The organism is Sphingobium sp. FW306-1B-F04DB, assembly GCF_058781925.1.
On sequence record NZ_JBYSXE010000007.1, the window covers coordinates 30370 to 43694 of the forward strand.

The 13325-nt window shown below is 64.4% G+C and carries 9 protein-coding genes; 4 read left to right on the forward strand and 5 right to left on the reverse strand.

All coding sequences use genetic code 11. The features are described 5' to 3' along the window. Positions 1 to 50: 50 nt before the first annotated feature. The 5 genes from AC3WJD_RS05695 to AC3WJD_RS05715 all read right to left on the reverse strand — a co-directional run bounded on the left by AC3WJD_RS05695 (position 51) and on the right by AC3WJD_RS05715 (position 8180). A complete protein-coding gene (locus AC3WJD_RS05695; RefSeq protein ID WP_492745335.1) occupies positions 51 to 1370 on the reverse strand; it encodes an MFS transporter in 1320 nt (439 codons plus the stop codon). 41 nt (positions 1371 to 1411) lie between these two features. Continuing rightward, on the reverse strand, positions 1412 to 2818 hold the full coding sequence (locus AC3WJD_RS05700) for a mannitol dehydrogenase family protein (protein WP_492745337.1): 1407 nt from the start codon (positions 2816 to 2818) through the stop codon (positions 1412 to 1414). Beyond that, complete coding sequence (uxuA, locus tag AC3WJD_RS05705; protein WP_492745440.1) at positions 2794 to 3969, reverse strand: mannonate dehydratase; 1176 nt, start codon at positions 3967 to 3969, stop codon at positions 2794 to 2796. The genes AC3WJD_RS05700 and uxuA overlap by 25 nt, the downstream gene beginning before the upstream one ends. A 217-nt stretch (positions 3970 to 4186) precedes the next feature. Then, positions 4187 to 7135: a TonB-dependent receptor gene (locus AC3WJD_RS05710; protein WP_492745339.1), complete on the reverse strand. Its 2949-nt coding sequence runs from the start codon at positions 7133 to 7135 to the stop codon at positions 4187 to 4189. A gap of 298 nt (positions 7136 to 7433) precedes the next feature. Beyond that, on the reverse strand, positions 7434 to 8180 hold the full coding sequence (locus AC3WJD_RS05715; protein WP_492745341.1) for a FadR/GntR family transcriptional regulator: 747 nt from the start codon (positions 8178 to 8180) through the stop codon (positions 7434 to 7436). Between the two features lie 262 nt (positions 8181 to 8442). On the opposite strand from AC3WJD_RS05715, the gene AC3WJD_RS05720 reads away from it, so the two are divergent. From AC3WJD_RS05720 to AC3WJD_RS05735, 4 genes are read left to right on the forward strand one after another with little or no spacing between them, the layout of a single operon-like run. Then, positions 8443 to 9852, forward strand: coding sequence for a 3-keto-disaccharide hydrolase (locus tag AC3WJD_RS05720; RefSeq protein ID WP_492745343.1), 1410 nt, complete (start codon positions 8443 to 8445; stop codon positions 9850 to 9852). Between the two features lie 13 nt (positions 9853 to 9865). Next, positions 9866 to 11179 carry a Gfo/Idh/MocA family protein gene (locus AC3WJD_RS05725; protein ID WP_492745344.1) on the forward strand — a complete coding sequence of 438 codons (1314 nt, stop codon included), beginning with the start codon at positions 9866 to 9868 and terminating at the stop codon, positions 11177 to 11179. Positions 11180 to 11220: 41 nt separating this feature from the next. Beyond that, complete coding sequence (locus AC3WJD_RS05730) at positions 11221 to 12039, forward strand: FAD:protein FMN transferase (RefSeq protein WP_492745346.1); 819 nt, start codon at positions 11221 to 11223, stop codon at positions 12037 to 12039. Then, a complete protein-coding gene (locus AC3WJD_RS05735; protein ID WP_492745348.1) occupies positions 12036 to 13301 on the forward strand; it encodes a Gfo/Idh/MocA family protein in 1266 nt (421 codons plus the stop codon). Before AC3WJD_RS05730 ends, AC3WJD_RS05735 begins: the two co-directional genes overlap by 4 nt. Positions 13302 to 13325: the final 24 nt, after the last annotated feature.

The window sequence follows — 13325 nt, forward strand, 5'->3', positions numbered from 1 at the left end:
GCCTCTTGGTTTAACGCGCAATCATTTCCTGCCCAAGAGCGGATTCGGTGTTAGCAGCTGGGCGCCGACGGGGGGGCTGCTTGGTCCAGCTTCGGTACAAGAAGATGCACCACGAAAAGAGCGATCAGATAGGCAGTGCCCGCCCAGGCGAATACCGGAAGGTAGCTGCCGACCGTTTCAAGCACTTGTCCCACGTAACGGGCCATGACCATGCCGCCGACCGCGCCCGCAGCGCCGCCGATCCCCATCACCGAAGCTACCGAACTTCGCGGGAAGGTGTCGGACACCATCGTGTAGAGGTTTGACGACCATCCCTGATGCGCCGCAGCGGCGACGCCGAGGATCGCGACCGCGGCGAACAGGCTGGATACTGAGCTTGCGAAGAAAATCGGCAACACAGCCAGCGCGCAGACAAGCAGCGCCAGCTTTCGTCCGGCGTTGACGCTGTAGCCGCGCTTGATGAGCGACGAGGATAGCCAGCCGCCGCCGATGCTGCCGACATCGGCCAGCAGATAGACCGCAATCAGCGGCGGCCCGAAGCTGGCCAGGTCGAGCCCGTGTCGCTTAGCGAAGAAGTCCGGCAACCAGAACAGAAACAGGTACCAAACAGGGTCAGTCAGGAATTTTGCGGCGACGAAGGCCCAGGTGGCGCGATGACGAAAGAGCGTCCGCCACTGGATAGGCGCGGGAACGATGTCTGCGCTGTCGTCGGCGTTGATATAGGCGAGTTCCCGGCTCGATAGGCGGGGATGCTGGGCTGGCGCGCGATAGAAGGTGAGCCAGGCGATCAGCCAGACGAAGCCGAGCAGCCCCGTCACGATGAATGCGCCCTGCCAGCCATAGTGTATCGCAATGATCGGCACGATGATCGGCGTCGCGATGGCGCCGACATTGGCGCCGGCGTTGACGATGCCCGCTGCGAGCGCCCGCTCCTTCTTCGGAAACCATTCGGCGACCGTTTTGATCGCTGCGGGGAAATTTGCGGCCTCGCCCAGGCCGAGCGCGGACCGCGCCAGCGAGAAGCTGCCGGGGCCGCGCGCCAGTGCATGGGCCATCGCGGCCAGGCTCCACAGGCCGATTGCCGTAGCATAGCCGAGCTTCGAGCCGATCCGGTCGATCACCGGCCCGCACGCGAGCAGGCCCACTGCATAGGCCGCCTGAAACCAGAACACGATCATGCCATAGTCGATCTCGGACCAGCCGAGTTCGGCCTGGAGCGTCGGCTTGAGGATGCCGATGACCTGCCGGTCGATGTAGTTGATCGTCGTGGCGAAGAAGAGCAGCGCGCAGATGATCCAGCGGATATTGCCTTCCGCCCACGTGCCGGCCCGTATTGATGCAAGATTTTCCGCCTCGCTCGATCCTGCCACGCTCACTCTCCCGATCGGTGTTGCCCGTTTGTTGTTTTTTGTCAGCCGAGCGTCGCCAGCGCCTGCGCCAGCACGTCTCTGTCATCGTCGCGCGGTCGCCAGCGGCCGGCGAAAAATCCATGATCGCCGAACACCGCGTCGACGATCCCGTCGCGCCCGGCGCTCACCCACAGTCCGGCAAGTTCGCTCGCAAACGGATCGTTGACGCGATGACCGTCGCCGCGCACGTGGATCAGCCATGCGGCGAGCGCGCGAAGCGTCGCGGGACAGCTTCGCCCTCGCGCCGCGTTCGCGCTAAGGGGTGCCAGCCAGCGCTGCGGAATCTTCTGCGAACCGTCGGTGGCGATCTGCTCCAGCGCGTGGGGCAGGGCGTCGTTCGCGAAACGGCCCAGCAGCGCGTCGGCATATTCGGTCAGGTTCTGCTCCGGTGCAGGATCGAAGCTCGTCGCCGCTTCCTCGCGCATGAGTCGTTCCACGACCGATTTGATCGCGGGATCTGCGATCGCCTCGTGGACGTAGTTCAACCCGGCCAGCAGTCCGAGATAGGCGAGGGCGGAATGGGCGCCGTTGAGCAGCCGCAGCTTCGCCGTCTCGTACGGCGCCACACCGCTGACGAACCGGGCGCCCAAGCTGTCCCAACGCGGGCGGCGAGCAGTGAACCGATCTTCAATGACCCATTGCAGAAAGGGCTCGGTTACGACCGCGGCCTCGTCGCGCATGCCAAGCATGGCCGCGACCGCATCGAGATCGGACGGCCTGGTCGCCGGAACGATCCGGTCGACCATCGTCGACGGGCAGGTGCATTCGGTGGCGAACCATGTCGCGAGCGACGGATCGACATGATCGAGCCAGACGCCGATCGACGCGGCCAATGTGCCGCCGTTATCGGCGAGATTGTCGCAGGAAAGGAGCGTCACGCCGCCCCGGCCGGCATCCCGCCGATCGGCGAAGGCGCGCGTCAGATGGTGGTAGATCGTCCCGGGCGTCCGCGTGACCGCATCGATGTCGAGCGATCCGTTCGCATGCTGGTGATACCCTTTCTCCGTGACCGTCAGCGTGACGATCGCCACGTCGGGTGACGCCATCGTGCGCCGCAACTGCTCGCTTGCCTCGGGTGCGACGATGACGTCGCGGACCGCCCCGACAAGCATCGGTCGTTCGCCGTGCGCGCGTTTCTCGGTGACGGTGTACAAGCCGTCCTGTGGCGCCAGGGCGGCGCGGGTGGTGGCCGAGCGCAGCGATGCGCCGACGATCGCCCAGTCGCGCTCGCCGGCCGCCATGGCGCGGTCGGCGAAGACGGCCTGGTGCGCACGGTGGAATGCGCCAACGCCCAAATGGACGATCCCCACGCGCTGCGCATCGCGGTCATAGCCGACACGGCCGACATCGCTCGGCAACTGCTCAACGGTCGCGGCCGAGAGCCTCACAAGCGATCGGCGGCGGCGCACATGTGCGCGATTCCGCGCTCCACTCCGCGCAACTCGGCCAGGCCACGCATGCGGCCGAGCAGCGAATAGCCGGGCCGTGTCACCTTTGACAGATCGTCGAGCATCTGATGTCCGTGGTCGGGGCGCATCGGGATGGAACGCTTCTCGCGCTGCTGCACCGCGTAGGTGGCGGCGATAAGCTGGACCATGCCGGCGTCGCCCTCGAGATGCGCCGCTTCGTGAAACGTGCCCTCGCACTCGTGCTGGACGGAGCGGAGGTGGAGGAAGCCGATCCGGCTGCCCAGCCGCTCGATCATGCCCGGCAGGTCGTTGTCGCGGCGCGATCCGAACGATCCGGCGCAGAAGCACAGGCCGTTCGACCGGTTGGGAACGGATCGGAACAACGCCGTGACATCCTCCTCGGTGCTCACCACGCGCGGAAGGCCGAATATCGGGAATGGCGGGTCGTCCGGGTGGACCACGATACGGATGTCCAGGTCGTCCGCCAGGGGGCAAATCGCTTGCAGGAAGGCGATGTGATTGGCGCGCAGCGTATCGGCGTCGATGCCGTCATATTGCGCGAGCGCCTCGCGGAACTGTTCAGTGGTGAAGGATTCCTCGCTGCCGGGGAGCCCGGCGATGAGCGTGCGTTCGAGTTGATGGCGCTCGTCGTCGCTCATCGCGTGAAACCGCCGCGCCGCGCGTTCGATCAGCTCCGGTGAATAGTCACGCTCGGCATCCTTGCGGCGCAGCATGTGGAGGTCATAGGCCGCGATCGCCTCGATCTCGAACCGCAACGCCAAGGCGCCGTCCGGCATCTCCCAAGCGATATCGGTTCGGGTCCAGTCGAGCACTGGCATGAAATTGTACGTGACGGTCTTGATGCCGCACGCCGCGAGGTTGACGAGGCTCTCGCGATAATGCTCGATCAGTTCGTTCCAGTTCGCGGCCCGGGTCTTGATGCCCTCGTGTACCGGCAGGCTCTCGACGACCGTCCAGCCGAGGCCCGCAGCCTCGATCTCCCGCTTGCGCGAAGCGATCGCCTCGCGCGGCCAGATCTCACCGTTAGGGATCTCGTGGAGCGCGGTGACGACCTCGCTTGCGCCAGCCTGCCTGATATCTTTCAGCGTCACAGGGTCAGATGGGCCGAACCAGCGCATCGTTTCCGTCATCAACACCGGCTATTCCCTTCCTATGTCACGCGAATCCGCCCATTTGGCTTCCTTCGCTGGGTTGATGTCTGTCTAGCAAAGCTAAATTTGATAGGCCAGATATAAAGAATTGGTAAGGCAAATTTGCATAGAGAAGCGACCCGACCCGTTCTGCACAAGAAGGCCGCCGCGAGCACCGACCGGAAACCGGCGGGAGCTCGCGGTGACAGGGGAGGAGTCAGAACTGGTAGTTGACCGCCAGGGCGTAAGTACGGCCGAAATAGGCGGTGTATAGGGGGTCTTTCCGCGTGGTGTCGGTGAAGAGGCGGTTGGTCTCGTTGGTGATGTTCGATACCTCGGCGATCAGCTTGATGTTGTCGCTGATGTTGTACGACGCTGACGCATCGACGAAGATCGAGCTCGCATTGCCATTCGCGTCGCTGTCGGTCGGGCCCGGCACGCTGGTGAGGAACGCCGACCGGTAGTTGATCGTCGAGCGGATGCTGAACTTGTCGTCCTCGTAGTACAGCGTGCCGCTGGCGGTCTCCGGCGAGAGGCCGACGAGAGGCGCCCTGCGCGTGATGGTCGGCGAGACGATGTAGTCGATGCTCGAGCGCACGCGCGTGAAGTTGGCGAGCGCGCCGAAGTTGCTGAGCGCCCCCGGCAGGAAACTGAACGGTAACTGGAGGTTCACCTCGAACCCGCGCAGCGGCCCTCCGTCGGTGTTGTTGCTGCGCGTCACGCTGAATAGTTCGTCCGGGGTGACGCCGGTGCCCGTGCCCTGGAGCAGCGACAGCGGGAGTCCGAGTTCGCGGAACGGCACCAGCTGATTGGTGTTCTGGATGTAGGTCTCGATGTTTTTGTAGAAATAGGCGACCGACAGCAGCGAACCGGGCGCGAAATACCATTCGAGCGAGGCGTCGAAGGTGTTGGCACGGATCGGATCGAGATAGGGGTTGGTGATCGAGGCGGTGCGGATCACGATGTTCGCGCTGCCGCTGGGGATCAGCTGGCCGTAGGACGGGCGCGACATCACGCGCGCCGCAGAGAAACGCGCGATGAGGTCGGGCGTGATGTCGAGCGCGAGGTTTATCGACGGCAGCCAGTCCTCGTACGAGCGCGCCACCGTGGAGATCACATACTGCGAGGGAAAGGGCGAACCGGCCGGCGCGGCGGTGGGGATCGGCCCGTAGGTGTCGAGGTCGGTGTGGACGTAGCGCACGCCCGCATCGCCGCGCAGCGCGAACGGCAGGATATCCTCGGTGTCGAACTTCACCATGAGGTAGCCGGAGAGGTATTTCTCGTTGACCCCGCCGTACGTGCCCTTGGCGCACTCCACGCTGCAATATTGATAGCTGTCGAAGTTCACCGCATCACGGAACTTGTCCGGATCGATCGCGACGAAATCCTGCATCTGGCCGTTCAGATTCTTGCCGATCCCTTTCGTCACGAACGTGATGTCGGCGAGCGATACGCCCGCCGGCAGCGTCTGCGGCAACGACTGGGCGGGGATCAGCTGCCGATCGCGCGCGGTGTATTTGTTGGTGCGATACTGGCCACCCGCCTGGACGATAAAGCTCGGCGCCGCCTCCCACTCACCGTTGAGTTCGAACGTCTTGCTGACAATGGTGTTCTTGCGGATGAAGCTCGAAATCTGTCCACGCTGCGTGCCGTCGGGCAGCGGCGGTCCATAGAGGAAATTGGCCGGGTTGGTCAGGTCGATGCCGTAGCTGATCTTTGGGATGTCCGGGTTGTCGCGGAAGTCGATCGAGAAATTATCGGTGTCGTTCGAATCGATCGCGACCTGCAGGCGGTTCACGTTCAATTGCGAATCGTTGATGCCCGCCAAACCAAAGACGCGGAACGTGTCGGAAAAGCGCTGGTCGAAGTTGAGGTTCGCCTGGCGGAAGGTCGAGGTGAAACGCTCGTCCTGCATCTCCGAGCGCAGGTCCACGCCATCCCACAGGCCATGGATCAGCGAGCCGTTTTCGTCGACCTCGATGTCGCGGATCGACATCATCGGCTGGCCGTTGTTCGCGGCGGTACGGCCCATTGAGCGCGCATCGAGCATCGTGTCGAGACGATTGACCTTGAAGCGAGAATACAGCCCGTCGATCGAGATATCGGTGTCGTCGGACGGTTTCCATTGCAGCGTCAACGAACCGGCCAGACGCTCCTGATTCTGGCTGCCCTTCACCGGACGCGGCAGGCGTGGCAGGAACACGCCGCCACCCGGACGACCTGACACGCCGGTGCGGCTCATGATATAATCATATGCCGCCTTCGTGCTGGTGCGGGGGTTGCCGGCGCTGCAATTATTGGCGTCGGCACCCACTGATGTTCCGTTGTTGGCATAGCCCGGCGCCGGGCTCGTCACCGGCACGCCCCCAAAGGTGTAGCCGACGGGCGTACAATAGGGGAAGATGATGCCGGTTACCGGTTGCTTCTGCCCGGCGACATAGGACGGCAGGACGTCGACCGCCGAATAGGCATATTCGTCGATGTGGCGCTTCGAATAGGCGATGCTGGCGAGCACGCCGAACGTGTCGCCGAACTTCTTGGAAACGAGCGCGGACAGCCGTGGATCGGCTTCCTTGCTGATGTCGTTGTAGAGGCCGCGCGCGGTGGCCGAGAAGACCAAGTCCTTGTTCTGATCGAACGGCTTGGGCGCACGGAGATCCACCGTGGCGCCGAGCGATCCTTCCTCCACGTCGGCCGAAAGGGTTTTGCGCACCGAGAGGCTTGAGAAGATCTCGGTAGGGAAGGTCACAAAGTCGAACGAACGCCCCGTGGCGACGCCGCCGCGGATATCGCTGCCGCTGACCTGTGACACGCCCTCCATCCCGTTGATCCTGACGCGGGTGAATTGCGCGCCGAGGCCGCGGACCGAGATGTTGCGCCCCTCGCCGCCGTCGCCGCGCGACAGGGCGACGCCGGGAATGCGCTGCATTGATTCGGCGAGGTTGGAATCGGGAAACTTGCCGATGTCTTCGGCGACGATGCTGTCGATCGCCGCGGTTTCCTGCCGCTTCAGGTTCAGTGCACTGTTCAGCGAGCCGCGGAAACCGGTGACGATGATGTCCTCGCCCTGCACGTCGGTGTGGGGAGCTTCGTCAGTCCCGCCTGTCTGGCCAGTTTGCGCTGTCGGGGCTTGCGGGGCCGTCTGGCTATATGCCGGCGATGCCATCAATAAGCTCACCAGACTCGTTGAAATAAGCAGTTGGTACCTGCTGGAACTTTCGCGGCTCATCCCTCTCTCCCATCCGCCTGAGCGATCGACATGATCCGTCACCCAGGATGTTATCGCTGACGATCTATTTGACTTTTTATCTTTTCTTGTCAGCTAACATTGTCAGGCCACTGTGACAATAGCGCCTGACCGATTTTCGAGATTGCGCGGCAGCCATGGCCCATGCGCGGCATTCGCCTGGCGAATGGGAGGTTCTTGAACTGGCGAAAGGTGAGAGGCGATCGGGTTTGCGGTATCAGACCGTGCGACGGGCAAGCGCGCGCCGGCGCTGGTCAGTCTCTGCGCGTGCACGCTCGACGGCTTCAGTTTCGGTCACATCGAGAAGATGGTCGATGAGCCTGGTAAGATGGTCGCGCATCGCGTTGCGTGCATCGACCGGCGAGCGTGCTTCAAGTGCCTCCAGGATGCGGCCATGCTCGGACAGGCGGCTCTCCGTCCCCAGGCTGCCCGCCTTCATGAGCACCTCGCGCGCCAGCGCCGACCGGAAACGCATGTCCCAGAAATCCGTGACGGCCGAAATGATCACGGCATTGCCCGTCGCCTCCGCGATGGCGATATGGAAGCGCCGGTCGGCCTCTTCGGCTGCGGCGGTATCCTCCTGTTCCATATCGATCAGCAACATGCGCAATTCGGCAAGCTGGGCTTCGTCGATCTCGGTCGCGGCGACCGCGGCGACTTCGCCTTCGAGCAGTCGGCGTGCCTCAGTGATCTCGAATGCGCCGATGTCGAGTTCCCGGTCTTCGTTGGCGGTCGAGGAGGCCAGCACGAAGACGCCGGATCCCTTGCGCGCCTCCACCAGGCCCTGCATCTCGAGCGCGATCATCGCCTCGCGGATCGTCGGGCGGCTGACCTCGAATCGCTCGGTCAGGTCGCGTTCGGCGGGCAGGCGCGTACCCACCGGGAATACGCCGTTCGCAATGTCGGCGACGATCGCCTGCACGATCTTGCGGTAGAGTTTGCCGCCCCGTTCTTCGGCTGACATGTCATTCCTCATTCGACTGATCGGGCGCGTTTTCGCCCTGAATTTGCCCAGTGGAACCCTTCTACTTCGCCGGGGGTGCCTATCGTCAAGTCTCGGCAGGTAAACCAGTCATATTGCTTCGAAAAAAATGTCTGACATCACTATTGCATGTGGTCCGACCACTATTTAACGTCAGCGATCAGAAATCGACCTGCGGCAAGGTGAGGGCTCCATGATGGCGCGCCCGGCCTGCTCTTGAGAAAACGCGATGGGAGGAAGTGCCATGGGAAGAGCTGCGATGGTCCGCGGGGTCGCGATCCTGAGGCTGCTCGTCGCGCCAGTCATCGTGACGGCTCCTGCTTTGGCGACGGCGGATCAGGCGTCATGGCGCGACATCACGCCGCGCGCCGGGATGGCCGGTTGGCGCGTCACCGGCGGAAATGCGACGTTTGAGGTTGCCGGCGGCGAACTCATAGGCCGTGCTGCGCCGGGATCGGCGAACAGCTGGCTCGTGTCCGACACGCAATATGGCGATTTCATCCTGGAATTTGATGCCAAAACAGATCCGGCGCTCAACTCGGGGGTCATGGTCCGCGGTCAGAGCCAGGCCGATTACCGGAACGGCGTCGTCTTCGGATATCAGGCCGAGATCGACCCGTCGAAACGTGCGTGGAGCGGTGGCATCTATGACGAGCAACGCCGCCAATGGCTCTACACGCTCGGCCGCAACGATGCGGCTCGGCACGCCTTCCGCTCCGGCGACTGGAACCACTATCGCATCGAGGCGATCGGCAATCGCCTGCGCACCTGGGTGAACGGGGTGCCCGCGGCCGACCTTGCCGACGATACCGATGCGCGCGGGTTCATTGCGTTTCAGGTGCATGCCATCTCCGATGCGGAAGCGAGCCGGCGGCCCGAAGTGCGGTTCCGCAACGTTCGGATCATCAGCGAGGGCGCGGCTCGCCTTGCGTCTGCGGCGACGACGCTGGAGCAACAGGGCTGGCTCACAAACCGCCTGAGCGACGAGGAGCGGCGCGCGGGCTGGACGCTGTTGTGGGACGGGCGGACCACCAAAGGCTGGCGCAGCGCCAAGGCGGCGGATTTCCCGAAAAAGGGCTGGACGATCCGCGACGGCATCCTGTCCGTCAACAGCTCGGATGGTGCCGAATCGACCAACGGCGGCGATATCATCACGACGCGGGACTATCGCAATTTCGAGCTGTCGGTCGATTTCCGACTGACGCCCGGCGCCAACAGCGGACTCAAATATTTCGTCGATCCCAACCTGCTGAAGGGCGACGGGTCGGCGATTGGCCTGGAGTATCAGTTGCTCGACGACGAGCGCCATCCCGATGCCAAGATGGGACGCGGCGGCAACCGGACCCTGGGGTCGCTCTACGACCTGATCACCGCGCGCAACCTGTCCGACCCCGACAATCCGAACAAGCGCCTCAATCCTCCCGGCGAATGGAATCGCGCCGTGATCGTCGTGAGAGGAGCGCGCGTCGAGCATTGGCTGAACGGCTTCAAAGTCGTCGAGTATGAGCGCGGCTCGCCCGAATTCCGGGCGCTCGTCGCCGAGAGCAAATATGCGAAATGGCCAAAGTTCGGCGAGTGGGAGCAGGGGCCGATCCTGTTGCAGGACCACGGCAATCATGTCGATTTCCGCTCGATCAAACTTCGCGAATTCTAAAGGGGACAAGACCATGCTGGATCGCCGCACGATGATGAAGGGCGCGGGCGCGACGCTGGGCGTGGCAATGAGCGCGCGCAGCTATGCACGGGTCATGGGCGCCAACGATCGGCTGCGGGTGGCCGTGATCGGCGTCAACGGTCGCGGACAGGCGCATATGAGCGCTTTCTCGAGACTGCCGAACGTCGAGGTCACGGAGTTCGTCGAGGTCGATTCGCAGGTGCTTGCGAAGCGCGCGGCCGAGTTCGCCGCCAAGGGGCATGCACAGCCGAGGACCGAGCGCGATTATCGCAGGATGCTCGACCGCAAGGATATCGATATCGTCACGGTCGCCACCCCCGACCACTCGCATGCCAAGCTGGCGATCGACGCGATGGACGCGGGCCGGCACGTCTATATCGAAAAGCCGATCGGCATCGCGCCGGCTGAGGGCGAAGCGCTGATCGCGACGCAGAAGCGCACCGGCCGCGCGCTGCAGGTCGGCAATCAGCAGCGTTCCAGTGCGGAGACGCGCCAGCTCGCCGATCTGATCCGGGCGGGCGAACTGGGCGACGTGTACGAGGCGCAGACCTGGTACGCCAACCATCGAGAGTCGATCGGGCGCGGACGCGAAACCGCACCGCCCGCGCATCTCGACTGGGATCTCTGGCAGGGGCCGCGTCCGCGCGGGCCCTATCGCTCGAACCTGGTCCACTACAACTGGCACTGGTTCTGGAAGTATGGGACGGGCGAGATCTGCAACAACGCGATGCATGAGCTCGACGTGGCGCGCTGGCTGATGGGGCTGACCTATCCGCACACGGTGTCGGCCCGAGGCTCTCGCCAATTCTTCCGCGACGACGACTGGGAGATGTACGACACGCTTGCGCTCGATCTCGCCTACAACGATGGGCGCACGATCCGGTGGGACGGGAGCAGCTGCAACGGAATGCTGCGCTACGGCCGCGGCCGCGGCGTGCTGTTGCTGGGCACCAGGGGCTCGGCGATCGTCGATCGCAACGGGTTCGAGTTGTACGACCTGGCGGGCAAGTTGCTGCGGCAGGTGGCCGCGCCCGCGAGTTCCGAGACCACCGGAACGGTCGGGGAGGGGGCGCTCGACGCCCTGCACGCCGGCAACTTCGTCGATGTCATCCGTGGCCGCGCCAGCGCGCTCGCCTCGCCGATCCACGAGGGGCATATCAGCACGACGCTCTGCCACCTGGGCAACATCGCGTACCGCACCAAGTCGACGCTCACCGTTGATGCCGCGACCGGGAAGCCGTCCGGCCCCGAGGCGATGAAACTCTGGTCGGTTGACTATGAGCCCGGCTGGGAGGTGAAGGCCTGACCGCCCCTGCGATCACGATGCACGCGGAGCGGTTCGCGGCGATGGGCACGCGGATCGAGCTGCATCTTTTCGGCTCGGGCGATCGCGACGCGCTGCTGTCTGCGCGACGCGCCATCGAGGCGGTCGACGATGCCCTCACGATTCACCGCCCCTCGGCCACGACAGTGGTCAACGAATGCCTGATGGCGGGGCTGCCCTGTCCCGTCGACGATCCGGTGCTGCTCGATGCGCTAATTGAAATCGAGGCGGCTTATGCGTTGACGCACGGTCTGTTCGATCCGGCGGCGGATGTGGGGAGGCCCGGGGTGGGATGGGACGTGATTTTCTTCGATCGCCATAACGCGCGCATCCAGGCGTCACGGCGCGTCGCGCTCGACTTCGGCGGGTTTGGCAAGGGCTTTGCGCTTGATCAAGCGTGCCGCGCGCTGAGAGAGGCGGAAGCCACATCGGCCTTCCTGTGCGCGGGCGAGAGTTCGGTCGCGGTCGTCGGCGAACACCCGCACGGGGGCGGTTGGCCGGTTGCAGTGCCGCATCCGCTCCATCCGGAGCGGTTTCTTGCGGAATTCGAGCTTCGCGACGAGGCTCTTTCGATCTCGGCGACCGTAGGCGCGGGCGCGCATGCGCCGGAGCGCGCGGCGATGGTCCGGCCGACCGACGCATCCCTCGTCACCGCACCACGCTGCGCGGTGGCCATCGATCGCAGCGGCTCGCGTGCCGAGGCGATGAGCACGGCGCTGCTCGTCGCCGATGAAGATCAGGCTGGACGCCTGCTGGACTGCGGGCGCGCGCGCCGCTTCCTGTTCGATTTCAGCCGTGAGGCGGCGATGCCCGTTCAACCATGTGAGATGGCTCTGCAATGACCGACAAGGATTTCGACCTCACGCGACGCTCTTTCATCGATGGCGTGCTCAAGGCAACGGGGGCCGCGGGCATGGCGGCTGCCGCGCCCTGGGCGATCTCCGCCGCCGCAGCCGAACCGGTGGCAGGCGATCGCGTGCGGCTGGGCGTGATCGGGACCGGGGATCGGGGCCGGACGCTGATCCAGAATATCGCCACGACCCGCAACTGTACCGTCGCGGCGATCTGCGACAATTATGAGCCACATCTGGCGAAGGGACGGGCGCTGGTCAGCGCAACCACGCCTGCCTTCGCCGATCATCGCGCGATGATCGACGCCGGCGGTCTCGACGCGGTCGTCATCGCAACCCCGCTCCATTTTCACGCGCGCCCCACGCTGGACGCGCTCGACGCGGGGCTACACGTGTGGTGTGAGAAGGCGATGGCGCGCACGATCGCCGACTGCAGTGCGATGGTGAAAGCGTCGCAGGATCGCGGCAAGGTGTTGCAGATCGGTCATCAGCGCATGTTCCACCCGACCTATCTGAACGCGCTGCGTCGGGTGGCGGCGGGCGAGATCGGCGCCGTCACGCAGATCCGGGCGAGCTGGCACCGCAACAGCAGCTGGCGGCGCCCGATCCCGCCCGGAAGCAACCTCGACCGACAGATCAACTGGCGATTGTATCGCGACAGCTCGGCGGGATTGATGACCGAGCTGGCGACCCATCAGCTCCAGGTCGGCAACTGGTTTCTCGACGCGGTGCCGACCCGCGTGTTCGGATCGGGCAGCATCTGCTTCTGGAAGGACGGGCGGGAGGTCTATGACCATGTCGCGCTGGTCTACGAATATTCGGGCGGCCGCAAATTCGTCTACACCTCGTTGTTGAACAATGCGCGTTATGGCTGCGAGGAACAGATTCAGGGCACCAAGGGGTCGATCGAGCCGGAGCTCGGGCGCATCTATCAGGAAGTGCCGCCCAAGGTTCTGGCGCTCCAGCGGATGCAGGAGGACGTGCGGCGCGGGCACAAGCGCACCGTTCCGATCGGCGGTGCCACATGGTTCCCCGAGCTTCCCGTGACGACGCCGGGGGAATCGCTGGGCTGGGGCAAATATGACGAGACGATGCTGCAGTTCGAGGCGTTTGGCGAGGCGGTGCGCTCGGGCAAACCGCTCCCCGGATTGCTGGCCCAGGCGTATCACGCAAGCGTCGCCTCGCTGCTCGGCGAACAGGCAATGGACCGCGGCGAGGCCATGACCTGGCCGACGTCGCTTGTCGCGGTCTGACCATGGAGCGGGACCCGTCGCCCA